This is a genomic window from Prevotella pectinovora (assembly GCF_000834015.1).
Taxonomy (GTDB): Bacteria; Bacteroidota; Bacteroidia; order Bacteroidales; family Bacteroidaceae; genus Prevotella; species Prevotella pectinovora.
Window position 1 is genome coordinate 1 of record NZ_JXQI01000030.1, and the last position, 25,037, is coordinate 25,037.

The 25,037-nt window shown below is 47.1% G+C and carries 19 protein-coding genes, 1 pseudogene and 1 riboswitch; of the genes and pseudogenes, 3 read left to right on the top strand and 17 right to left on the bottom strand.

What is annotated here, in order from left to right:
• Positions 1–293 precede the first annotated feature (293 nt).
• Positions 294–833, top strand: coding sequence for a hypothetical protein (locus ST42_RS04285; protein ID WP_042520117.1), 540 nt, complete (start codon positions 294–296; stop codon positions 831–833).
• 1 nt (position 834) lies between these two features.
• Here ST42_RS04285 and ST42_RS04290 read toward each other — a convergent pair whose 3' ends face one another.
• From ST42_RS04290 to ST42_RS04310, 6 genes and pseudogenes are all read right to left on the bottom strand, one after another.
• Positions 835–3,375 carry a carboxypeptidase regulatory-like domain-containing protein gene (locus ST42_RS04290; RefSeq protein ID WP_042520118.1) on the bottom strand — a complete coding sequence of 847 codons (2,541 nt, stop codon included), beginning with the start codon at positions 3,373–3,375 and terminating at the stop codon, positions 835–837.
• A 28-nt stretch (positions 3,376–3,403) separates the two neighbouring features.
• A pseudogene (locus tag ST42_RS13990) lies at positions 3,404–4,216 on the bottom strand (GLPGLI family protein).
• A 19-nt stretch (positions 4,217–4,235) separates the two neighbouring features.
• Positions 4,236–5,024: an immunoglobulin-like domain-containing protein gene (locus tag ST42_RS04300; RefSeq protein ID WP_052488231.1), complete on the bottom strand. Its 789-nt coding sequence runs from the start codon at positions 5,022–5,024 to the stop codon at positions 4,236–4,238.
• A 156-nt stretch (positions 5,025–5,180) separates the two neighbouring features.
• The gene (locus ST42_RS04305) at positions 5,181–5,390 is read right to left on the bottom strand and encodes a helix-turn-helix domain-containing protein (RefSeq protein ID WP_044072484.1); all 210 of its coding nucleotides are present in this window, start codon (positions 5,388–5,390) and stop codon (positions 5,181–5,183) included.
• 453 nt (positions 5,391–5,843) lie between these two features.
• Positions 5,844–5,984 carry a hypothetical protein gene (locus ST42_RS13770; RefSeq protein WP_156132433.1) on the bottom strand — a complete coding sequence of 47 codons (141 nt, stop codon included), beginning with the start codon at positions 5,982–5,984 and terminating at the stop codon, positions 5,844–5,846.
• Positions 5,985–6,161: 177 nt separating this feature from the next.
• Positions 6,162–7,451 (bottom strand): ATP-binding protein, encoded by a 1,290-nt coding sequence (locus ST42_RS04310; protein ID WP_044072485.1) that lies wholly within the window; start codon positions 7,449–7,451, stop codon positions 6,162–6,164.
• A 637-nt stretch (positions 7,452–8,088) separates the two neighbouring features.
• Here ST42_RS04310 and ST42_RS04315 point away from each other — a divergent pair.
• Together ST42_RS04315 and ST42_RS04320 are read left to right on the top strand one after the other, a co-directional pair.
• A complete protein-coding gene (locus ST42_RS04315; RefSeq protein WP_044072487.1) occupies positions 8,089–8,868 on the top strand; it encodes a radical SAM protein in 780 nt (259 codons plus the stop codon).
• A 26-nt stretch (positions 8,869–8,894) separates the two neighbouring features.
• On the top strand, positions 8,895–9,830 hold the full coding sequence (locus ST42_RS04320; RefSeq protein WP_052488232.1) for a mechanosensitive ion channel family protein: 936 nt from the start codon (positions 8,895–8,897) through the stop codon (positions 9,828–9,830).
• A gap of 168 nt (positions 9,831–9,998) precedes the next feature.
• On the opposite strand, the gene kduI is transcribed toward ST42_RS04320, so the two are convergent.
• From kduI to ST42_RS04375, 11 genes are all read right to left on the bottom strand, one after another.
• Entirely contained in the window at positions 9,999–10,955 is a 957-nt protein-coding gene (gene kduI, locus ST42_RS04325; RefSeq protein ID WP_022315655.1) for a 5-dehydro-4-deoxy-D-glucuronate isomerase, read from the bottom strand.
• Positions 10,956–11,026: 71 nt separating this feature from the next.
• On the bottom strand, positions 11,027–12,394 hold the full coding sequence (locus ST42_RS04330) for a PTS galactitol transporter subunit IIC (protein WP_042517077.1): 1,368 nt from the start codon (positions 12,392–12,394) through the stop codon (positions 11,027–11,029).
• Positions 12,395–12,780: 386 nt separating this feature from the next.
• Positions 12,781–13,572 carry a hypothetical protein gene (locus tag ST42_RS04335; RefSeq protein ID WP_044072488.1) on the bottom strand — a complete coding sequence of 264 codons (792 nt, stop codon included), beginning with the start codon at positions 13,570–13,572 and terminating at the stop codon, positions 12,781–12,783.
• Positions 13,573–13,757: 185 nt separating this feature from the next.
• Positions 13,758–14,531, bottom strand: coding sequence for an acyl-ACP--UDP-N-acetylglucosamine O-acyltransferase (gene lpxA / locus ST42_RS04340; RefSeq protein WP_042517081.1), 774 nt, complete (start codon positions 14,529–14,531; stop codon positions 13,758–13,760).
• A gap of 28 nt (positions 14,532–14,559) precedes the next feature.
• Positions 14,560–15,945: an efflux transporter outer membrane subunit gene (locus ST42_RS04345; protein WP_044072490.1), complete on the bottom strand. Its 1,386-nt coding sequence runs from the start codon at positions 15,943–15,945 to the stop codon at positions 14,560–14,562.
• Positions 15,946–16,016: 71 nt separating this feature from the next.
• Positions 16,017–19,271: an efflux RND transporter permease subunit gene (locus ST42_RS04350; protein ID WP_044065262.1), complete on the bottom strand. Its 3,255-nt coding sequence runs from the start codon at positions 19,269–19,271 to the stop codon at positions 16,017–16,019.
• Positions 19,272–19,467: 196 nt separating this feature from the next.
• Entirely contained in the window at positions 19,468–20,670 is a 1,203-nt protein-coding gene (locus tag ST42_RS04355; protein ID WP_022315661.1) for an efflux RND transporter periplasmic adaptor subunit, read from the bottom strand.
• 670 nt (positions 20,671–21,340) lie between these two features.
• On the bottom strand, positions 21,341–21,676 hold the full coding sequence (locus tag ST42_RS04360) for a hypothetical protein (RefSeq protein WP_022158389.1): 336 nt from the start codon (positions 21,674–21,676) through the stop codon (positions 21,341–21,343).
• A 178-nt stretch (positions 21,677–21,854) separates the two neighbouring features.
• Positions 21,855–22,592 carry a hypothetical protein gene (locus ST42_RS04365; RefSeq protein ID WP_044072494.1) on the bottom strand — a complete coding sequence of 246 codons (738 nt, stop codon included), beginning with the start codon at positions 22,590–22,592 and terminating at the stop codon, positions 21,855–21,857.
• Between the two features lie 19 nt (positions 22,593–22,611).
• A complete protein-coding gene (locus ST42_RS04370) occupies positions 22,612–23,583 on the bottom strand; it encodes a hypothetical protein (RefSeq protein WP_044072495.1) in 972 nt (323 codons plus the stop codon).
• 48 nt (positions 23,584–23,631) lie between these two features.
• Positions 23,632–24,432 (bottom strand): NADAR family protein, encoded by an 801-nt coding sequence (locus tag ST42_RS04375; RefSeq protein WP_044072497.1) that lies wholly within the window; start codon positions 24,430–24,432, stop codon positions 23,632–23,634.
• Positions 24,429–24,532, bottom strand: a riboswitch (SAM-I-IV-variant riboswitch). (Overlaps the previous gene by 4 nt.)
• Positions 24,533–25,037: the final 505 nt, after the last annotated feature.

Below are 25,037 nucleotides of genomic sequence, written 5' to 3' on the forward strand. Positions count from 1 at the left end.
CGCAATATCCAACTGACGGAAAAGCGATATGCAGCAATGATGGAACTTATGCAAGCAAAGAAATCCAAGACAATAGAGCCCCCATACCGCAAATCATAAAAGCCTTGCCACGATTTATATTCATGACATATCCCTGGTATTGGATAAAGAGGATATATCGAAGTGAGCACTTTCGTCAGTTTCTGGTTGTCTGCATGGCGTGCCTCCATGCATTGTCTGTATTTCTGACGATATTCTTGGCTTATGATAATGCGCAGTTGAGAAGATTTTAGCTTTTACCAGATTTCGATAAGATGATGAATGATGTTGAAAACGAGGTCGAGGAGCAGCAAGCCGAGGACGGATCTGTAAATTGTGTTCCTGAATTAAAGCAGTTGAGTGAGGACATTGACAAGGCAACCAATACCTTCATCAATGCCACACTTGAACTGAAATCTGCCATTCAGCAGTATCAACGGGCAGAAACCAAATTAGGTGGTGCTGTGACTACTATCAGCAAAAAGGTTGATACCATCAATCAGCACATAGACAAAGCTTTGGAAAATGCTCCCACAAAATTAAAGGTATCTGTAAATGTCAATGATGCTGACTGGCAGAAGATTCAAGAACTGTTTGCCAAAGAACGCCAATGGATGACCGCACAGATGCAGATGCATATCCGTGAGGTCAATTCCATGTTTGCTTATGAACGGAAAAAAGTCCGTGAGCGATACAAGGAATATAATGGTTGCTACCTCGGTCACTATGCCCAGTGGTTCTTTTGGCTCTTCTTCATAATTGGCTTCGTTATGACTTTCTTAGTAATCTTTCTTGCATTAAAGGACTTCTTGTAGTTTACAAATCCATACTCCACTTTGCAAGCACTTCTCTTGGACGAAGACGAGTAATGCTATACGACTCAATGGTGTTGCCGAGAGTTCTTCGTTCAAACTCAGAAGTGCCAATAAGGTTGTTTGCTGTGACGGAGAATTCCCAACGCTTAGCCTTGTAGGCAATGGCAAGGTCAAGAAAGTGGTTTACACCGATGCTCTTGTCGTTGGTATGGAAGAGTTCGTTTTTTACGCTCAGCATCCATCCTTTGGCAGGGAACACATATAGTTTAAGGATATGTTCCCAGTCGGTTGTGGGGTCGGAAGAGAGTTCTGGGGCCGTGAGGTTTTTCTGCTTATAAATGTTCACATTCGACTTACCCTCAACAGAAAGAAATCTCGCTGGACGCAATGAGTAGTTGAACGAAACAGAGGTTGTGTTCATACGTGCGTCATTCACAATGCCCGACACAAGCATATTATAATCTGTGATGTTGTGTGAGGCGCCAATACCGACAAGTGTCTTTGCCCATCCAAACGATTTGCTTACACGACCAGAAACGCCTATTGTCTGCATGGCATATTCCTTGTCGGTAGCAGTCATGGTGTAGATATTGCCGTTCATCGCACTCTCGTAAAGGATGTTTCCCGACATCCTATTATATGAAGGACGAATATTAAAGAACAGTCCCGACACAGGATTGGTGTATTTATATGCTGCCGTTACATGAAGAGAGTGAGTAGCATCCGTTTTGCCTCTATTCACTTTCTGCGTGCGATAGCTTGTGAAGATAGGAGTGTCATAGATAGACCTTCCCATCAATGGCGCATTAGCATAACCAACATTAGCCGAAAATTCAGAAACAACAGTTGCCTTCCAATTCCAACCCACCGCAGGGTCTATCCACAGATGATTGCTTCTTGACTCACGGTAAGACTGACGAGCATAACTTATCTTCGACTTTATTCCTATCATATGCTTTCCGAAAAGGAACGACATTGAAGGAGACCAATACATGCGAAGCAACTGATACACATTCGTCTTCTCTGCTTCCTCGCCCATTGCCACACCAATGCTCTGATAGTCATAGTTCACTCCCAATTCATTGTTGAGATAGTGTCTGCCGACTTTCAGTTTATATTGCATTTCATTCTGTGTTGAGAAGAAACCGAGATTCAGCCGTTCTGTCATTCCACCAATGGTGAGCAACTGTCCCGGCAGATAGCTGTAGGTCCAATAACTTTCAACGTTGTATATGTTGCCCTTTGCCGTGGTGTGCGACATCTGAAAATCCTCAGTAATACTGCGCTTGTGCGGCTTCACCATCATGTCGGTGCGCTGTCCGTTGTACATCATCGTGCCGACACTCTTGTTGAAGTCAATATAACCTTTAAGGTTGTTCTTGATGAAACTCTTGCTGCCGTTGTACTGATAGTTGGCCTCACCCTTCCATTCGCTTCGGGTGTTGCTGACATTCTGCTCCTCAACTATGACTGGCACATCGGCAAGGGTGAGATAAGTGGATGAACTATAGTCCTGCATATCGGTCTTGTCTATAAATCCATTGCCTTGCACACGCAGTTCCGAATCCTTGCCAGTCTTCCAAAGCCAGTTGCCGGCAACAAGATGACTATTGTTGAAAGTATATCGGTTGTCTGCAAGGTCGGGAGCCGCAACCGACATCATTGAGAGAAAGCCCGACTCAGAGCCAGTTCTTCCCTTTAACAATGCAGCAAGATCGAGCACCTCATTGTCGAGTTGCTTGCCGATGTTGTTGTTCTTGTACATCATCAGCGTCTGATACTTCTTGTTGAAACGCATACCCATCAGTCGGCAGTCGTATAAAAAATCATCACCATAACCCAAACCTATGTCAGCCGCTCCCGTCCATACGGCTTTGGCATCATCCTTCAACACAAGATTGAGAGCAGCCTGTTCGCTGAACGACACGCCACGCAACGACTTCACCGACTGATGATTCTCCAACACCTGCACACTCTTTATCTTATCGGCTGAGATGTTTTGGTTGGCAACACCATATTGCGACCCCATCAAGTCAAGTCCCTCAATATAGAACTTGTTGATAGGTTTTCCTTGGTATTCCACCTTGCCATCCGTTTTTACCTCAAGTCCAGGCATCTTGGCTATCACGTCGGCAATGCTTCGGTCTTGCCCCTGGCGAAAACCAGCAACCGAATATGTGAGCGTGTCTCCAGAACTCTTTATACGCTCCGCTTTTATCTTTACTTCCTTTAATTGAAAGTCGCCTTCTACTAACGTGATAGTCATGCCATCCTTCAAATCAGCAAACGGCATCGTCTTCTTCTGATAACCAATATAACTTACCGTTATACTTGCAGGATTTTTCCCTTTAGGAATAGTCAGCTTATATTCACCATTATCGCTTGTGAGACAATACGCCACGGTTGACTTGCTCTCAGTTGATGCCACAACCGAGGCACCTACCAAGAGCTCTCCTTTCTTACCCTTCACCTTTCCTGTGAAGGTTTGTGCAGAGAGCGAAAGGTTGGATAGCAGAAGTATGAAAAATATGGCATATCTCATTGCTTTCCAAATGGTTATTACATATCACTTATTCATATTTTTCCATTAAACAGGCATTGAAACTCCGCTGTGCCTTAGGCGGTTCGCTATATCCGCTACCTTGCAAGCGGTTGGTAGTATTCCATTGGTCTTTCCAGTAATCCTCAAGCAGATGTTGAAACTTGACAGGAGTTGAGCGCAAATAACGCTTGGGGTGAAAGCTGATGGTTACAGTTTGCCGTATCTGCTCTATGCCTGTAGCAACAAACGAGAATTCATGTCGGCTTTCAGAAGCCGCCAATATGAGTCCGGGCAAACCACCTAACTTCCATGGACCATTATCAAAAGGCAAGTCCAACGAATACCACGCTGTCCAAGTGCGCCCACGGAACTAACAAACGGCTTTGTGGCAGGGATAACCTATAATAATAGTGTCACCCTCGGCGAGTTCCCAAGAGAAGGTCGGAATGGATTCCTCATAACAGAATGAAAAGTCATTGTGCACGACATCCGTATAAGTGAGCGTGCCCCTCTGTGGAATGTGCTTATAAACTTCATACTCGCGTCCTTTCTTAGAGCCAAACGTATTTGCCAGGAACTGCAAATAGCTCATAGGGTCGGTATTCACACTCTTCACAGAATCACGCTGATACAGAAACTGCTCAAACCGTTGGCTATAAAACCGAGACGAATGTCTCCCTATATCCAACAGATTTATATCATCATACGCTTCCTTTTGCTCCTGCGTGTGTTTATACAATGCACGATACTGTACACGCACACTTACCGTGTCCACCGCCTCTTGGGAATGAACGCATGAGGCAAATAAACAAAATGTCAATAAACTGAAGAGTATTTTCATAAGCAACAATTCTTTTTATTTACTTCAACTCAAAGGTTGCCATAAGCAGCACCTTATTGCCATCTATGTTTTCTTCGTAGAAGAAGCGATAGACGCCAGGATTGTTTGGAAGAATATCGGGAAAAAGATGGGCGGTGATGGTGCCGCTTTGACCGTCGCTTAATATATGCCCAACAGCATTGAATAGGCAGTCAGTTGGTAAAATAAACCAACTACCATCCCTACCTTGGGCTGTGATGCTATATGATTCGCCATACATGAATTCTTTGCCACTATGGTTGGTAATCGTGAATCTGATCTCCGTGGTGCCCAATGGATAGGAAGGCTTCTCCGCCTTGAGGGAGATACCTTGGTAGGTGCTCACGCCTTCCCTGTTGTCGATGATAGGGTCCAACTTGCCCTCAAACCTGATGGCGGGCGAGTTGTAAATCTGCCTACGAAACTCCTGCTGCTTCTCCTTCGTGTTCCAACGGAGCGCAACATCAATGGAGTTGGATCCCATTCCAAATCCAACAACATTTCGCAAGGCCGGGGTCTTGTCTTCCGACAGGAACTTCCGCTCAAGTATCCGCATAATGGAGTTCAGTTCCCTATGCGAATATTTACGCGCCGAAGCCTTGCGATAGGTTCTCTTCTTGCTCTTGACAACTCTCTTTTTGCTAATGGCAACCCTCTTTTTGCCAACAGTTGCCACTTTCTTTTGCTGAATGGCCATTGATGGGTTGCAAGCAGCACAAGTGGTTTGCATTGAAAGGAACATTGTCAATCCTAATATTATTGCATTGAGGAGTTTTGGCTTCAGTCTCATAGTTATCAGCAATTAATAATTTAACATGTAGAGAGATATGAACTCTTATAGTATATTTCTTTTCTTATGAGAAAAGTTCAATTTATTTTGCAAATACTATATTTTAGTTTATCCACAAAATGATGCTATGATATTATTTTGTCTCTCATAATCTCTTCAATCATTGCGTTCCTTTTTGTCCGTGATAAGTTCTTTCATATCCACAGACAAGAACTGTGCAATTTCAAGAAGCGTTGTAAGGTTGGGTTGAGAACGGTTGCATACGTAAGCATTGACCGTACTGAAACTCCTTCCTAACTTCTTTGCAAGCCATGTTTGGCTTATCCCTTTGTCCTCTAAGACTGCTCTTATGCGATTTAACTTCATGTTTTTATCGTTTTTACGCTACAAAAATAATATTTTATCGTGATAATCCATCCAAATCCCTTGAATATCTGCTGTATTCCGTCGTAATTTAGACAAAATAGAAATATAATCTGCAAAAATGGGACTAAGCAATTGATTTCCCAACATGGCAAGATACATATATGCGTTCATAAATATTTGTTCTATTTGCCATGTTCTTAAAATGTCAAAATCGGAAATTTATCATTGTTTTCAGTGTTAATTTATGTTTTCTCATGCTTTCATTTTGGGGTTTCTTGATTTTGTTGTTCCTAATTTGTTTCTTTCGTCATTTTACCATTCCAATTAGTATTGATTATCAGTACATTACGAGCAATCAGTAAGATTTCAAGAATAAGATTATGAAGGATGTAAGTGCATTTGTTTTATGGTGGTCTCGTGCTAACTTATCTATTATTCTCTGATCTTATCAAGCTAACTTTTCGTCCCTGGCATCTTCTTATACACGAATCCTTCACCACCAGGGAAGTAAGCTTCGAAAACCGTACAGAGGAACTGGGCGATATCCTTACGCTTCTTGCCAATCTTGAAGAATGCGGAACTGGCATATGCCATGAGGTCGGCCTGGCAGCATTTGGCACAGCCATCAACGACAGCGCAGCACCGACATACATAAACCTAATCTTTGCCTTGTCGCTTATGGGCGATATGCCCACAAACAAGGCAAGGACGAGCGACAATGCGCAGAAGCAGAGTGCCAGTAATGCTGTTCCCATATCCTATTCTGTTTTTTTAATCTTTCAAACAAGCAAGCGGTATGACTTTGACTCCGTCTGGGCGTGTGTAAGCCATGCTGCCACCTGTCATGACAATCATCAAGTCGGGTTCGCGCAACGGCACCTGCTTTTCTGTCTCATTATGCACTTGAATGAGTCGTTTAATTTCCAAAAGATGTTTGGCTCCTTCTTCTATTTCACGACTGCCAAGTTTGCACTCTATCAGAGCATAGCGTCCATCGTCAAGATGAAGCACCAAGTCGGCTTCCAGTCCGTAGCGGTCGCGATAGTATGAGAGGCGGCTATCGTGAGAGGCTGAATACACCCTAAGATCTCGTGCGCACATTTGCTCAAAAATAAAACCAAATGTCTTTAATTGAGTCATTAAGGATTCTGGTGACAGGTTGAGTGATGCGACTGCAACCGATGGATCACAGAACGCTCGTTTGGGTCTGCTTTGGATTGTTGTCTTGCTCCTTATGGAAGGGCACCAAGCCTCTATGTCCTGAATGACAAACAGTTTTTCCAATGCCTCGATGTAGCTTTCAAGCGTAGGCCTGGTACATTCTACATCATCAGACGCAGTAACGTCTGCCAATATGGATGTGGTTTTTGCCAATGTAGAGATGTTGCGTGCGTATGATTTCATTATCAGGTGCGCCAACTTCTGATTTCTCTTTACCCCATCTATGCGTGATATGTCATTCTTATATACAGACTTTACATACTCTTTGGCAACAAGTAATTTTGACTTGTCGTCACCTAAATTCAATGTTGCTGGCCAACCTCCTCTGCATGCAGCAAATATGATTTCTTCCATTTTTAGTTCCGAGGTAGCGAAGATTTCTTCTTGAGGATTGTCAAACATCTCCATCAATGATACGCTGCCGTTAGATTCACCATATTCCCACAGGCTCATGGGCAGCATCTCCATCCGGGAAATACGCCCTGTTCCACTATGATGGATTTTACTGTCGTCAATAGCGTTAGACCCTGTCAATATGAATTGACCAGGCAAGCCACGCTCATCAACCTTTGTGCGCACTGCATCCCATAGCATTGGGGCATCTTGCCATTCATCTATCAAGCGAGGCACTTCCCCTTCTAATAAGAATGAGGGCTTGGTAATGGCTGTAGCCAAATATTCTTCACGATGGTCAGTATCTTGTAAACTAATAACACTATTGGCCAATTGCTTGGCAGTTGTGGTCTTGCCACACCATTTTGGTCCTTCAATGAGCACTGCTCCCATTGCTTTAAGATGCGCTTTAAGTCGCAAGTCAAAGACTCTATTTAGATATGCCATATTCGATTTTGTTTTATGCTGCAAAAGTACTCATTTTAACTTGATTACCAAACGTATTTTAAATTTTTAATGTGTTTTATTTTAAGTTTTTGTTGTAATCTATTTATAATTTTTGAGGTATTTCATTTGTAGTTTTTGGGGCGTTTTATCATGTGTCTTTGTGGTAAAGCACTACCTTTTAATAAGGTAGGCTGCACCTCGGAAATAAAAATAAATGTGATTTATTTTTCTCTCCATTTGCACTACCTTTACAGCAGTTGAGTGCGTGTTTGCTTATCGTTGTTTATTTCCATATTTGACCAAGGTCAAACTCGGCTGCACTCGGAAAAGAAAGCAAGTTTTCTTTTCTCTCGTTAGCACGAGTTTTGCAGCACATTTGCAGCACGCTCACGCAAATAGCTTGTTTATAGACAGTGTGCATTTCGAGGAGGTAAAATAATAACTTAGTGCGATTTGAGTGAGAAATGCAACATCCCAATAAGGTGTCAACTTCATCTAAAGATATGAGGCTCAAATCATACCAATCTATTTTTTCACCGTCACTAAAACAATTGTTTTCTTCTTGGTGTTAGAAATAGTGTGTATATTTGCATGACAAATAGAAACATACAAAAAAAACAAAAAAAAACATCTTACCATGAGTACAGTAATATATCCATCACCGATTTTCGGACCGATACACAGTCGCCGACTCGGTGTTTCTTTAGGTATCAACCTTATGCCAGCCGACGGAAAGGTGTGCACATTCGACTGCATCTACTGCGAATGCGGCTTCAACGCCGATCACCGCCCCACCCTTCCACGCCCCACTCGCGAGGAAGTGGCTGCCGCCCTGGAAGCCAAGCTGAAGGAGATGGCAGAAAACGGACCGAAGCCCGATGTGCTGACATTTGCCGGCAACGGTGAACCTACGGCGCATCCGCATTTCGCCGAAATCATTGACGACACTATAAGACTGCGCGACAAATACTGTCCGCAGGCAAAGGTATCGGTATTGAGCAACAGCACCATGCTCCACCACAAGCAGGTGCACGAGGCACTGATGCGCGTTGACAACAACATACTGAAACTCGACACCGTAAGCATAGAATACATCAAGAAGGTGGACCGTCCGCAGCAGCCGAACTACAACGTGGAGGACATCATCGAGAGTCTCTCCGCCTTCAAAGGCCATGTCATAATCCAGACGATGTTCATGAAAGGGCAAGCAGACGGCGTGGACATTAGCAACGTGAAGGAGGAATACATCGAACCGTGGCTCAAGGCTGTGGAGCGCATCAAGCCGATGGAGGTGATGGTATACACCATCGACCGCGAAACTCCGGCAAAGGGCCTGCTGAAAGCTACCCACGAGGAGCTTGACGGCATACGCGACCGCGTGACAGCCATGGGAATCCCATGCACGGCATCATATTAAATCCCAATTAAAACCCAAACACAATTATGAACAGTCTATTCCTCGCCGCCACCTCGACCATCAAGGAAATCGAGAAGGTTCCCGAACACTCCGTGAAGGAGCTGCTCGACAAGTCTCATATGAACATCCGACTCGAAGACGCCATAATCTTCGGCATAAAGCTCGTTGTGATATACATCATCGTAAGAGTGCTCTCGGCGATAGCCAAATACCTGTTCCGCCATACGATGCGCAAACAGGCGGAGAAGGGAATGGACGTGACGAAGGTTATGTTTCTCAGGCAGATAGTGGTCACGGCGATATACATCATCGGATGCGCCTCATTTCTCTCGCTCATACCGGGAATGGAGAAGATAAGCAACTCCATACTCGCCAGTGCAGGAATCCTCGCCATGGCGGTGGGTCTTGCATCACAAGAGGCACTGTCGAACATCGTAGGCGGACTGTTCATCATCTTCACCCGCCCGTTCAAGGTGGGGGATTTCATACGGGTTTACGACGACGTGGTGGGAACGGTAATTGAGATAACGCTGCGCCACACCATAATACGCAACGTGGAGAACCGCATGATTCTGATTCCTAACAGCAAGATAAACTCTGCCACGATAATAAACTCCTCGTATGGCGACAGTTCCACCTGTGCGTTCATCGACATCGGCGTGTCTTACGACACCAACCTGGACGGGGCAATCGACGTGATGCGGCAGGAGATAATGAAGCACCCGCTGCTTTTAGACCACCGCACGGAGGAAGAGAAGAAGGCGGACGTGCCTGAGGTGGTGATACGCGTGGTGAATCTCGGCGACTCTGCCATAACGCTGCGTGCATGGGCATGGGCGGCAACGGCTGTAAACGCCACGGTGATGAAATACGACCTCTTAAAGAGCATCAAGGAGCGCTTTGACAAGGAGGGCATCGAAATACCATATCCTTACTACAACCAGATAGTAAAAACGAATTGACGGGCAGACTCTTTACTCGTCTACCCGTCAATCCGTATACTTGCCAAAATGCCTTGCAAAATACAAAAGGCTGCAAGCAGTTATAAAAAAAACGGTCTAATGTCGATAGGGGATTATTCCCAATCGGTCATTAGGCCGTTTAGGTTTTACTTCATATCCACATAGGGATTACTTCATTTCCACATAAGGTATCTTGTCCATGTCGCCATAGTCAAGATTCTCTCCGCCCATGCCCCAGACGAACATATAGTTGCTTGTGGCAGAAGCGCAGTGTACGCTCCACTCCGGAGACATCACTGCCTGCTCATTGTGCAGCCAGATTACGCGGGTCTCCTGTGGCTCTCCCATGAAATGGGCGATGGCGTTACCCTCAGGCAGATTGAAATAATAGTATGCCTCCACACGACGGCCGTGGGTATGGGCTGGCATAGTGTTCCATACTGAACCTGGAGCCAACTCGGTGAGTCCCATCTGCAACTGGCATGGACCGCCCTTGCCGCCGTTCTTCTCAGAGAGCACGTTGTTTACAATCAGCTGGTTGATGACGCGGTCGTTGCTCTCTTCCATTTTTCCGGCATGGAAGCTGTTTGAGTTCAAGCACTTCAGTTTCTTGGCGCGAGCTGCATCGTTGCATACAATCATCTGTGTAGGATATGCCTTGTGGGCAGTAGTGGAATTGATATAGAACTTGGCTGGGTTCTGTGCGTCCTTGCTTGCGAAGGTGATTTCCTTTGAACCGCGGCCCACATAGAGAGCATCCTTGAAATGCAGTTCATACTGCTTGCCGTCAACGGTCACCACACCAACACCCTTGCTGGTATTGATGATTCCCACCTCACGGTTGTAGCAGAAATATGGTGCCTTCAGAGGGTCGATGGCTTCGAGCTTCAGCACTTCGCCTACTGGCACTGCTCCTCCGAAAACGAGACGGTCGTACATTGAATATGTGAGGTGGATCTTGTTTGCCTCCATCACATTCTGCATTGTGAACGCACTACGCAGGCGGTCGGTGTCGTATGTCTTCACGTCCAATGGATTGCAAGCCGTCTGGATAGAATAGTCTGTCTGTGCATTGGCACACAGAGTAGTAGCCGCAAGGGCTGTAGACAACAATAGTTTCTTCATTATCTTGATAGTTTTTTGATTTATATTATATGCAGATCTGCCACATTGTATGGCATACCCACCTGCTTCAATTAGTCTTTCTTTGCCTCTCTGTCTTCCTTCACGATTCGTCTGTTGTTTATGAACATGAGGGCAAGGGTTATCACCGTCAATACTCCCATACCGAGATACTGCAGCTTGATGCCACGATAGATTACCCAACCGAAGAGAGAAGAGGCGAAATCAAGCGCACCGCCGGAGAATCCTTCCGGTATCTCGGCTGCCTTGTCGCCAGTGGCATCAAACACATGCTTTGCTGCCATTGTGAAGTCGGGTGCCATGTCGGTAACGAAATACAGGCCGATGACGAGAGCCACGAGTCCGATGATGAGCGTCTTCACCACATTGCCCTTGGTGAACGGCAATACCATCGGGAAGAGGTAGAACATTCCGGCGAGCGATGCCAGCGGCAGGAACTGGTTGCCGGGCAGGAACACTGCCAAAGCGAGAATCACGGGAATGAGGATTATAGACACCACGAGAGTCGTGGGATGCCCGATAACAAGAGCCGGACTCATGCCGATATGCACCTTCTTGCCGTTGAACTTGGTCTTCACCAGTTCTTGTGTCTTCTCTGAAATAGGCTTCAGTCCTTCGATGAAAAGCGAGGTGATACGGGGGATGAGTTCCATCACGGCTCCCATGGTGACGCCAAGGAAGAGTATCTTCTTGATGTCGAGCTGTGCTGCCCATCCGATGAGCATACCCACGATCACTCCCAGGACGAGGGGCTCGCCGAGCACACCGAACTTCTTCTTCAGTCCTTCTGCGTCGATATCGAGTTTAGAGAAGCCCGGGATGAGGTTGAGCAACTTGTCAAACACGATGGCGAAGGGCATGAAGCTCTGGCAGAATGGCTGAGGAATGGAGATTCCTTCGAGGTCGTAGTATTTCTGGAATTTCTCTGCCGTCAGGTCTGCGCATACCAGAGTGATGATATAGCAAACGATGGCAGCGAAATATCCCCAAAGCAGACTCTCACCCATCACGAAATAAGCCACGGCTCCGATAAAGGCGAAATGCCAGTAGTTCCAGAGGTCGATGTTCACCGTGCGTGTGGTCTTGGTAATGACCATCAGGAAGTTCACTCCCAGACAGATGGGGATGATGAGCGCTCCCACGGCGGTGTTGTATGCCACGGCAGCTGCTGCCGGCCAACCCATATCAAAAACGTTGAGCTGCAGGTGATAGATGTCTGAGATTCCCTTCAGCGGGTCGTTGAAATTGGTGGTCAGCAATGCCGTCACCACTCCCAGTCCTACGAATCCCACACCGACAAAGAGCCCCGACTTGAGTGCCTTGCCGAATTTCATACCGATACACAGTCCGATGATGGTGAAGATGATAGGCATCATAACACTTGCACCCAGACTGATAATGTAGCCGAATACTTGTTCCATTGTATTTTCCTGTTTATGTTTTTTTGATTAGCTTGTTAGTAGATATAAATAGTTCGGGGCAAAGTTAGGCAAAATATTTGAATAAGCATCTTTATTATTGTAAAAAGTAACATTAATGCATAAATAGCGGACATGAATGACGGCAAAAGATAAATGACGTTAAAAGATAAGAGTATACAGTTCTGAATCTGTCGGAACACATGACAAGCAAAACGGGCATGGGTCAGAGCATAAAAAAACATAGTCCCTGCCATCACGGCTGAGACTATGCACATTTTTATTGCTTATGATCGGCGAAATCTCAAAAAGTCAAATTGCCGATTTTTCTTTTCGCATGTTTAAAACTTACCTTTAATTCCTTATTGTCATTTATCATTCATCGTCATTTATTTGTTGATCTTCATTGTCTTCACACCGTCTGCCGTGCGGATGGAGATGATGTTCACACCCTTGGCGAGTGGCAGCGTTGCTGTGTCACCGGCATTGAGTCTTGCCTCGGCGAGACACATTCCGCTTGGTGTGCATACACTGACGTTGCCTGCCATACCGCCCACTACGATGGCGTTGCCCTCAACACGGAATTTCATGTCTGCATTGGCAGCTGCGATAGAAGCCGACTCTCCGTTGTAAACTCTCACGTTGTCGATTGCCATGTGCTGTGCGAGCTTGCCCTTATACTGCCATGCGATATATACCGGCGTGGTGTCATCAGTGAAGCATTTGGTGATGTCGTATACCTTATGTTCAGGTTTCGTTGTCTCACCGTCAGCAAGGTCTTCGGCGGTATATCCCTTCAGTGTTTCGATTGGCGCCCATTCCACTGCGTTGTATGAATAGTATACTCCAGCCTCAGTGCTCTTCTTTGTCGTGGCATTGTAGTCGATGTCAAACTCCAGGAATGTCTTCTCACCGTCTTTCAGTTCTCCGCGAACGAGTGGTGGTGTGTCGAGAACTGCCCATACCAGTGTGTATCCTGCCACTGCTGATGATATTGAAGCGAAGTCTCCTTCGAAGTTGCCGCTTGTGACAGGAATCTCATACCAATTGTCGAAGCGCCACAGATACTGGTCCTGCATCTTGCCGTCGAGTTTCTCGATAATCCAGTTTTCTGGTGTCAGTCCGCCGATGAAGTCTTCTGAGAACGGCAGCGAATATGTCGGTCTGTTGCCCTTTGCCATTGTCTCAACTGCCGGCAGCGACTCAACGCCGTCTGCATATACAGAGCGCTTTGTGGAAGCATTTTATGACCGACAGCTATCCGGACAAGAGAAGCCCGGCATACCTCAATACTACGAAAATAGGGAACTAACCTCGCGGCCAATTCCCTACAAAAACCATGCTATGAAAAAATATTAGGTATGATTTACATTTTACTTATAATTCCAATCTTAGATGCTTCAAGGAACGCAACTATAGATTCAATCTCCTTGCCTGGCGGCACCTGTTCCTTGATCTGGTTTATGGCATCAAACACGCTCGTCTGTCCGTGGAACACGAGGCGATAGGCATTGGCGATATGGCCTACCACCTTTGGTTCAATGCCCGAATTGTGGAGAAGGGTCTCGTTTACTCCTCCGTAGCGCACTGGGTTGTCAGTGGCTACGATAAACGGAGGTACGTCTTTGCTGATGCGCACACCGCCGGTGACCATCGAGGCTCCACCCACACGCACATTGGCGTTTACGATAACACCGGAAGAGAAGATTACAGCACTGTGGATTTCGCAGTCGCCGGCAACCTTAGTACCATATCCGAATGTGCAGTAGTCGTCAACCTTTGTGTCGTGAGACACGTGGACACCCTCCATGAAGAAGTTACGGTTGCCGATACGTGTCTCGCCGGTCTTGAATGTGGCACGGTTGATGACAACATTCTCACGGAAGATGTTCTCGTCGCCGATAATCAGCGGTGTGTCGTCACCACTGAAATTGAAGTCCTGTGGCTCAGCACCGAGCACGGTGTTCTGATAAACCTTGTTGCCCTTTCCCATCCGTGTGCCCTTCATGATGCTCACGTAAGGATAAATCACGCAGTCGTCGCCGATGACAACGTCGTCCTCGATATAGGCGAAAGGATAGACAGTGACATTCTTGCCCAACTTTGCGCCCGGGGCTATATATGCTTTTTCACTTATCATGATATACAAGTTTAAATGGTGTGTAACTTTAGTTTCTTCCTCCGCCGAGAGCGTAGTAGAGGTTCACAACAGCCTGCATCTTGTAGAAATCATCTGCCACCTTGGAGAGCTGCGCATTGAGCAGGCTCTGCTGTGCGGTGATTACCTCAAGATAGGTGCTGCTGCCCTCGTTGAAGAGAAGCTTGGTGTATTCCACGTTCTTGGTGAGACTTTCCACCTGCTTCTGCTCCAGCTTCGACTTCTCGTCAGAAGAGTTGTAGAGCACCAGGGCATTGCTCACCTCACTGCCGGCAGAGAGCACGGCATTCTGCCATGTGTTATATGCCTGTTCCTGCTTTGCCTTGGCCACCTTGAGTCCTGCCACGAGCTGACCGTGGGCAAAGATAGGCTGCACGAGGCTACCTATGGCATTCCACAACATCTTGCCAGGGTTCACGATACCTCCACCACCATTGTTGGTATATGCACCAGAACCGCTGATTGTGATGCTTGGATAGAAGCGCGAACGAGCCTGGTTGGTGTCGTAGAAGCACTGTGCGAGCGACATCTCGGCGTAATGCACGTCGGGACGGTTGCTCAGGAGCTGTATGCCGATGCCGGTAGAGAATTCCGAAGGCAACGACTGCTCGTCGAGCTTTCCGCGGCTGATTGTCTGTGCCGGCTGACCGAGCAGAAGGGAGAGGGAATTCTCCACTTCACGAATCTGGCGCTTCAGGTCGGCTGCCTGTGCCTGCACCGAATAGTAGTTAGACTCGGCGCTCTGCACGCCAGTCTCCTTCACACGTCCCAATTCCTTCTGGAGCTTCATGATTTCCCATGTCTCCTTGGTGAGGTTTGTCATGTTGTCTACAAGTTCCAACTGCTTGTCGAGCATCATGAGAGTATAGTACATGTTGGCGATGTTTGAAATCAGACCAGTCTGCACCACGAGCTGATAATCCTTGGTGGCGAGCAGCGACATCTGTGCGCTGCGCTTCACGTTTAGCAGATTGCCGAAGAGGTCGATGCTCCAGCTTGCCTGCACTGGCAGTGAATATGTCTTCGTTGCCTTGTTGCCGTCCCACGAAGAGATCACTCCCTGTGGCGAGAACGTGAACGATGGCACAAAAGCGAGCTTTGCCACCATGAGCTGCTCCTCCACCATCTTCACGTTGAGAGCGGCGTTGAGCATGTTGGTGTTGTGAGTCAGTCCCTGCTCGATGAGCGACTGCAGCTGAGGATCGGTGAAGACGCTGCGCCAAGGCAGGTTGCCGAAGCTCGTAGTGTCGCTTACGGCGAGAGTGTCGGCGATGGAAGCGGAGTCGCGCACCAGGCCCTTCACATTCACGTCGGGACGCTCGTATTTATTGTATATTCCGCAGCTGCCAAGCAACAGACCGGCAGAGGCGAAAGCTATAATACTCTTGATCTTCATATAGATAATGTATTTTTATAATCCCAGACCCAAAGGAGGTGAGTTTCTCCGATGGGACTGGATATATTATTTTATTTCTTTGAGTGCTTGTCGATCTGTGCCTGCAGCGCACCAGCCACATATGGGTTGGTATACTGTTTCACCTCAGAGTCAACAGAAGCATTGTCGCCCTCAAACTCGATAGGCTTGATCTTCTCCTGCAATGTCTGGAAGATGTAGAACAACGCTGGAACGACCATAATCTGGCAGAGCATACCGATGAGCATACCACCTACGGCTGCCGCTCCGAGTGTCATGTTTCCGTTGTAGCCTACGCCCCATGGCATGAGCAATGGCAACAGACCGATGATCATGGCGAGCGAAGTCATCAGGATAGGACGCAGACGGGCAGAAGCTCCGAGCACTGCCGACCATGAGATGGCCATACCCGTGCGACGGCGTTCAAGGGCGAACTGCACGATAAGGATGGCGTTCTTGGCGAGAAGTCCCATAAGCATGATGAGCGCGATCTGCATGTAGATGTCGTTGTTCTTACCAAACATGTTGGTGAAGAGGAACGCTCCGGCAAGACCAAACGGAATAGAGAGGATTACCGAAAGCGGCAGTACATACGATTCATACTGTGCCGAGAGAATCAGGTATACGAAGGTGAGACACAACGCGAAGATTATCGCAGTGGAGTTGCTTGATTCCTGCTCTGTACGTGTCAGACCTGAGAACTCGTATGTGTAACCGGCTGGCAATGTGGTCTTTGCCACCTCGTCCATAGCCTTGATGGCATCACCGGTAGAATATCCGTCGGCAGCAGAAGCGTTCACGTTGATAGAGGTAAACAGGTTGAAACGGTCGATCTCCTGTGGACCATATACACGCTCCAGGTTTACATACTCCTGGATAGGAGCCATCTGACCAGTCTGAGTGCGCACGTAGATGTTTGCAAGACTCTTCAGGTCGGCACGGTCTTTCGGCTCTGACTGGATATACACACGGTAGAGCTTACCGTATGAGTTGAAGTTGCTTGCATACATACCTCCGTAGTATCCCTGCATGGTGGTGAGCACCGTGCTTGGGTCGATACCGCTCTGCTTACACTTTGCCACATCGACATCAATCTTATACTGTGGATATTTAGTGTTGTATGATGTCATGGCATTGCTGATTTCAGGACGCTTGTTGAGCTCACCGATGAACTTCTGGGTGATGTCATAGAACTTGTTCACATCGCCACCGGTGCGGTCCTGCATAGAGAATGTCATACCGTTGGTAGCAGAGAATCCCTGCACCATAGGCGGCTGGAAGGCAAGAATCTGCGCTCCCTTGATGGCTGCCGTCTGCTTGTATATCATACCGAGCACCATACCGGAACCGAGGTTGTGCACACCGATATACTTCAGCGGACCCTCAAGTTTCTGACGCTCCTCGAATGACTTCAGCTTGATGATGAACGTACCCTGGTTGGATCCCTGGCCGGCGATGAAGTTGTATCCCATGATACGCATACGGCTGGCGATGGCAGGGTTGGTGGCGAGCATACGGTCCACCTCGTCCATCACCTCGTTGGTCTTCTTCATTGAAGTTCCTGGAGGAGTGGAAACGGTACAGAATACAGTACCTGTATCTTCGTCAGGCACAAGACCTGTCTTTGTGGTTGACATGAGTACTGCCATTACTGCGATACCGACAATGACAGAACCTATTGCGATAACCGGACGCTCAACCAAGCGACGCACGCCCTTGGTGTACTTAGCCTGCACCTTTCCATAGGCAGCGTTGAACGAAGCATGGAAACGGTCTACCATCGACATCTTGCGCTCTGAACCGTCCTCGTTCTTAGGCTTCAGCAACATTGCACAAAGCGCTGGAGAAAGAGTCAAGGCGTTGAGGGCTGAAATGATGATGGAGATGGCCATCGTTATACCAAACTCACGATAGAAGGTTCCTGACGTACCACCCATGAAAGACACCGGCACGAACACTGATGCCATAACGAGGGTGATGGAGATGATGGCGCCCGAAATCTCGTTCATGGCATCGATAGAAGCTGTCGTCGCCGACTTGTATCCAAGGTCGAGCTTGGCATGGACAGCCTCGACCACCACGATGGCGTCATCGACCACGATGGCGATGGCAAGCACGAGGGCGGCGAGCGTCAAGAGGTTCAGCGAGAAGCCGAACACATAGAGGAAGAAGAAGGTACCGATCAACGACACTGGCACGGCAATAAGCGGGATGAGCGTCGAACGGGTGTCCTGCAAGAAGATATACACCACGATGAACACGAGCACGAATGCCTCGAAGAGGGTCTTGATGAGGTCTTCGATAGAAGCGAAGAGGAACTCGGTAACGTCCTGCATGATATCGAAGTGGATGCCAGGAGGCATTGTTGCTTCCTGCTCTTTCAGCAGCTTCTTGATGTTTGTAGCAATTTCTGTAGCGTTAGAACCGGCAGTCTGTGTCACCATCATGGTTACAGACGGCTTGCCGTTGTTCTTTGACTCCACGCTGTATGAGAGGGCTCCCATCTCCACGCGTGCCACGTCCTTCACACGGATGGTCTGTCCGTCTTGTGTAGACTTTATGATCATGTCGCCGAACTCCTCTGGAGTCTTCAGACGACCTTTGTAACGGAAGGTGTACTGATACTGGTTGTCAGACGATTCGCCCACAGAACCAGGAGCTGCCTCGATGTTCTGCTGAGCCAGCACTCCTGTGAGGTCGGCAGGAATCAGTCCGTAGCTTTTCATCTTCACCGGGTCTATCCAGAGACGCATGGTGTAGTCTTTCTGGGAGAAACACTGACACTCACCCACACCGTTCACACGCTTGATGGCAGGAATGACGTTGATGTTGGCATAGTTGGTGAGAAACTTGTCGTCGTAGCGGTCGTCGTCGGCAGTAAGACCGAAAAGAATCACCGTTGACGACTGGCGCTTCATCACCGTCACACCGGCCTTGGTAACCTCGGCTGGCAGAAGAGCTGACGCCTGTGACACACGGTTCTGAACGTTCACCTGACACATGTCGGCATTCATACCCTGCTTGAAGAACACTGTGATGGAAGCCGAACCGTCGTTTGTTGCAGAAGAGGTCATGTATGTCATTCCCTCCACACCGTTGATTGACTCCTCCAAAGGAGCAAGCACGGAATTAAGCACTGTCTGCGAGTTGGCACCCGTATATGAGGCACGCACCATGATGGTAGGAGGCGCCATGTTCGGGTACTGCTCGATTGGCAGCGAAATGAGTCCGATGACACCGAGAATCACTATCAGGATAGAGATCACGGTGGAGAGCACCGGGCGTTTGATAAATGTATCTAATCTCATTGTTGTAATTTTATTTAGGTTGACGAGTTGACAAGTAGACAAGCTGACAAGTCAGCCGGAGATCCGACAGGCCGGCTTATCTGCAAGAAGCATTACATCAACTGCCTGTCTGCAATCATGGCTGCCTAAATCATCCACTACCCTTTTTGACGGGTCATGCGAGGACTCCTTGCCATTTCGTCTCTTCTCTACTTGTTTATTTTCCGAAAGCCTTCTTCAGCTTGCTCAGGTCGCCCTGGTCAGCGCCCAGAGCCTCGGTCTTCTTCAGTTTCTCCTGATATTGTGCCTCTGTGAGAGGAGTGATCTTCTGTCCGTCGGTAAGACCTGAGATACCGTTCATCACGATACGGTCGCCTGCCTTCAGGCCACTCTCGATGATGTAGTTCTTGCCGTCGTTGTTAGGATTCACGGTCACAGGGGTGTATTTCACCTTGTTGCCCTCGCCAACTACGTATACGAAGAACTTGTCCTGAACCTGAGATACGGCATCCTGCGGGATGATGATAGCCGAAGAAGACACATGTGGCACCACGATGCTGCCAGAAGCGCCGCTCTTGAGCAGATGCTCAGGGTTAGGGAAGTCGGCACGCATAGAAACGGTACCTGTAGTAGGGTCGATCACGCCGCTCACTGTAGCCACATGTCCGTCGTGGTTGTATACAGTTCCGTCAGCGAGCTGCAGCTTCACGGCTGGATAATCCTTGATTGCAGCATTGATACCGCCAACGCCCTTTGTCATGTCCAGAAGGTCTTTCTCTGTTACTGAGAAATACACCTGCATAGTGCCGATGCTCGACACAGTGGTGAGTGGCTGCTGGCTTGAAGCGCTCACCAATGCGCCCACACGGTATGGCAGATCGCCTACGACACCGTTGGCAGGACTGGTGATATAGCAGAAGTCGAGGTTCTGCTTGGCTGATACATAAGCTGCTTCGGCCTGTGCCACGGCAGCATAGGCTGCCTCGAGATTGTTCTTTGATGACTGAAGCTCGTAAGTACCGATAACGTTGTTCTTGAAGAGCTTCTCATTGTTTGAGTATGTCAGCTTGGCTGTGTTGAGCTGAGCCTTTGCTGTGTTCACGGCTGCCCTTGCCTGGCGCACGGCTGCCTGGTAGGTCTCGTTGTCGATGACGAAGAGGAGCTGGCCTTTCTTCACTGCCTGGCCTTCATGCACACACAACTTGGTGATGAATCCAGACACCTTAGGACGGATCTCCACGTCCTGCACTCCCTTTATCGTAGCAGGATAGGTGGTCTGCAGCTCTGCTGACTGCACACCTACTGTCCTTACCGCATATTCGTCGTCGCCGAAATCCGGTTTTCCACTTTTCTTGCCTCCGCCGCATGACACGAGCACTGCGGCAAGCAACAGAATAAATAAATTACTCTTTTTCTTCATACCTATTTATAATATTAATGATTTCTATGTATGTAAAATTATATATGTAATGATTTGTATATTATATATGTAAAACTACCTAATATTTCTTTCTTGATTTATCCGCCCCGGCTGCTGACGGCATTCACATGCTAAAACAAACTTCCGGCGGAACATTTACAGAAAACCCAAATACTTTTTTCAGTTTTCAGATGCAAAATTAGCCATTATTCTTCATACTATGATGGCATGTCAATGATTATTGTTTTGTTTTAACTAAATTTTAAGGAAAACGGAAAAGCCATCAGTCACAATGGTCACGCCACAAGAACTTTGGAACACTGGCAGCAGAAAACTGCATCAAGCCATAATGACCGTTTGTGGGTTGAAATCCAAACAAATATTTCAATAAATGGGCAACATGCTTGCCCATGTTGGGTAAGCACCGTTCTCAAGTGGGGCAAGCAGCGTGCCCCACTTGGGCAGATTTCACGCTCAACCGCTGCCCGATATTCTTATTTATCCTAAATCGGTCATTAGAAAATGATAAGAAACTTTTCCTAATGACCGATTTGGGATAAAAGATATTATCGCCAGTCGGCTCTTAAAAACCATCATGCACATTTTTTGATTGAGAGACAAAAAAGTGCCCAACGAATTGGACGCTTCTGTAGAACAGTATAACTGTCTCCTATACCAATGCAACCTCTCTGATATCGAAGCAGCCCTCACCCATACCTGTTTCAAAATCCGGAGTTTTATCACGTTCATTGAACTCTACATCGGCGAAATAGTGTTCATGAAAGAAGTCGATCAGCTTTTCTTTCTGGTCTGATACAGCGATGGTGGTAGAAATTAAACGATGCATCATGTTGTCCGTACAGATACGTTTAAGTATGAAAAGGCTCTTTCCTGCCTTCTCAATGTTAGATCTATTTTCTTTTGCTGCTCTAATCATGGCTTTGCGAGCAGTTTCAAAAGAACAGTTCACAGCCATCATTTCTTCTTCTGTAAGATTTTTAATCATAATCCTTGATAATTTATGTTATATATTATAAATAGAGTGACAATGGGAAGTTTACGTTCATTATGCTAAACTCCTTTTTATGAGAGAAATTTAACGACTCCTTTTACTCCTCATAACATTTACGCGACTCTTCAATACGATCGATAGCGTTCATAGGGTCAGCTCTTGAGCGCAAGTCTTACAATTCTTCGCTTAGGTCACTGCACAGTCTGCAAACGCTTATGAACTTCTTTCTTAGCGCGTCGCTTTTGATGAGCCATCCGCTAATGTGAGACGTGTTCTTACCGCTGACGATGAACGTATCCTCGTCAAAAGTCAGTGGCGTAGCATCCTTGTAGTGTGACGCCTTTTGGTTATACGCTCTGATCTTCTCGGTTATCGCATCTTTGACTTCAGGCTTGTTCGGTAACTTGAAGTTCATCATCAGATTGCAGTACTTGCTGCTCCCGAATTTCTTGCCGATATCAAAGCACAAGAATTTGCGCTCTCCCTTGAAGTTATACACCAAGCGAGCCACTTCTGAGAAGAGGTAAGCAGCTTTCTTGTAGTCCTCACCGCAATCGGCAAAGTAATGTCCTTTGTCATCGTTCTCAAAAAGAGTATGGTTAGGCAAACGCAAAAAGCGTGTTTCCTCTTCATCGCTAAACTTAAACTCGACGGTAAGAAGAGGCATGTTCGTTATCTCGTATGTGAAAAAATCATCATTCTTATGATAGAAGAACCTCTGATACGGATCGTCAATCGGATTCTCAGCCTTAGATCCCTTCTCGTCGTTATCCAACTGTGTGTCGGTCCATATCGCTATTTCGTTTAGCGGCAGGCGCTTCATCATGCTTACTTGCTCCTGCAAAACCTCGGTAAGACCGTCCAACACTTTTACATTTTCGTTGATGGTGTAATCTTTCTTTGTTTCCATATTGTTTATTTTCTTATTGTTAGTTTTTCATCAGATTGGCGATAAGCGTCTCCAACGGCACTTCGTCTACGCCTTCCTTGTCTTTCAGCAACTCCTCTCTTATGTCTTTCAGGGCTTTCATACGAGAACCGAAACCGTCTTTAGTGATATGTCCGTATTCGCCGCAATGAAAGCATTGATAGCTGATGCTTCCGATGCCCGACATCGGACTGCCTGCGAACGAATAGACGTAGGCTGTGTGTCCGCACTTCTCGCACTTGTGCATGAAACGCTCGTTTCCGCGTTGCCATAGTGTAAGCATCACACCGATGAAAATCGGGTTCCGCGTACCGAACACGCTAAGCGGTATGGTAGCATAGAACCATTCCTTGCGCTTGCAGATCTCCTCACGATGCTCATAAAAGAGCTTTATATTCTCTCTGTACAAAGGCCATTTGATTTCCCTCTTTTCCACTTGCAAGCTGACGAGTACGCTCTCGAGCGAACAAGCCTCATACTGCTCGGCATACTTGTGATAGTGTCTGTTGATGGCAGCAAACTTGCTGAGTCTATGGCACGCCAAGTCGATGCTCGTGTCGGCGACATTGCCCAATTCGTCTGCCAGTTTGCATGTGTCCGCTTCTGACCGTCCTAAGCCAATCCTGCAAAGTACGGCGTTGTTGCCTTCGCTATTCTTTATCGGCGCCCCCTCGGTGGTATCCCAAAAGTCGAGAAACGCTCCCAACGTAGCATCCTTCAGACTACAGCAATTTGCCGTTCCGCTACTCACTCTTACGCTTGCCAAGAGCATCTTGCTGTCTTTGCGTATCTCTGCCCTGTGTTTCCATAGAAAGTAAGCGTTCTTGAAGAACATTTCCGATTCCTCGTTGCTGAAAACGTGTCCAGCTTTCTTGTTATCTTCTATCTTCTGCTCAGTGCTCTTCTTGTGAGCAAGCAAAGACGTTCCGTCCATCAGCTTCATGTAGCCGATGTTATCTATAATTTCCAACATGTCGTTTTTTCTTTGTTAGGCTCTAATAATCAAGTGAATATGGAGTCTTTAGGCAAACGTCAGACGCTTGCCTAAGAGGTGAATGTTCTTCGAGTCGAGTAAGGCGTAGTCGATAGGAGGTTTGGTGCCCTGCACGAGGCACTCGCGGCAGATCATCAGAATCTTGCCGAGGTTGTTTTCGCCGACGAACACGCCGATGTCGTTCACCTTGCAAGTCTCCTTGATAACCAGACGCTCCAGCGCCGCCTTCTTTATATTCGGGTTCTCAGCCTTAGCCCGTGCGACAACCTCCTTCTCCAACTCGTTTCTGCGGTCGGTCAGCGCTTTGTTGCTGCAGCCCCAAACCTCCTTGGTGTCGCAGCGTTCCTTGGTGGTGTTCTCGATGATGACAGCGTCCTGCGGAATCAGCGTGAGCTTGTTGGCGAACTCAGTATTGCTCTTGCACTTCTGCCAAACCACGTAGAGCATCCACTGAATGCGGAAGTCGGCGAAGTCCTGACGCATGTGGCTCTTGTACTTTGTCTTGATGAATCGCTTGGCGGCATAGCCGCTTGTCTGTCGGTGCATCTCCTCCTGGATAGTCAGGTGCTTCTCCGACGAATCGGAGAACTCGCCGCAGAGATACAGCGTTTCGCTGTCACGCCATGTAGCCCCTCCGAATTCGAAAGGATAGCCACCTGCCATGTTGGTGAGGCGGACGTCCACATCGTCTGCGATGTCGCTCGCTTTGGCGAATGAGCAGCAGCGAATCTGCGTGGCGTCGTAACGCTCCACACGTCCGAGAGAGTTGATAAGGTTGTTTACTGTTGGGCGGTCTGAACCGCATGATGTGGATGAAAATGTGTTCATAATCAGAATTTTATTAGAATTGAACTAATCGCATTGATAGACCCACCGCTATTCTGAACCGGTTGGTGCCGACATTAAAGTCAGACTCGTAATGCATGTAATAAAAAGGATTGTTTGGTTATGTACGGACACGACAAAAGAGGCATATCGACCGATAAAGCCAATACACCAATCTGGTTCATCATATTGATGACGAACAGAGGCGAATGCTACTTAACTGAATGTGATTTCTTGTTTTCATAAATGATTTTGTTTAAAAGTTAATACTTTTCATGTCGATGCTCCACCGTGGCTGTTCTGCTCGGTTGGCTTCACCTTTTACTAAAGGCTACTCTTGACATTTCAGCTGCAAAGTTAATACGACTTTCTGAGAAAGACGAATGTTTTTTGCTGATTCTATGTCTTTAGCCTTTTATTTAACATTATTTATTGATGTATTACCACTAACTTATGCTTTAAGCGGTTATCATTGATTAATGATTTTGTCCGTAAAGGTAAGACAAATTACTCACGTTGGCGATTTCCTTATACGTATAACATAATATCCTTTTCTCTCCAATTAACGTACAAGAAAAAAAATGTGACATAAATGCTTTAATATCTGA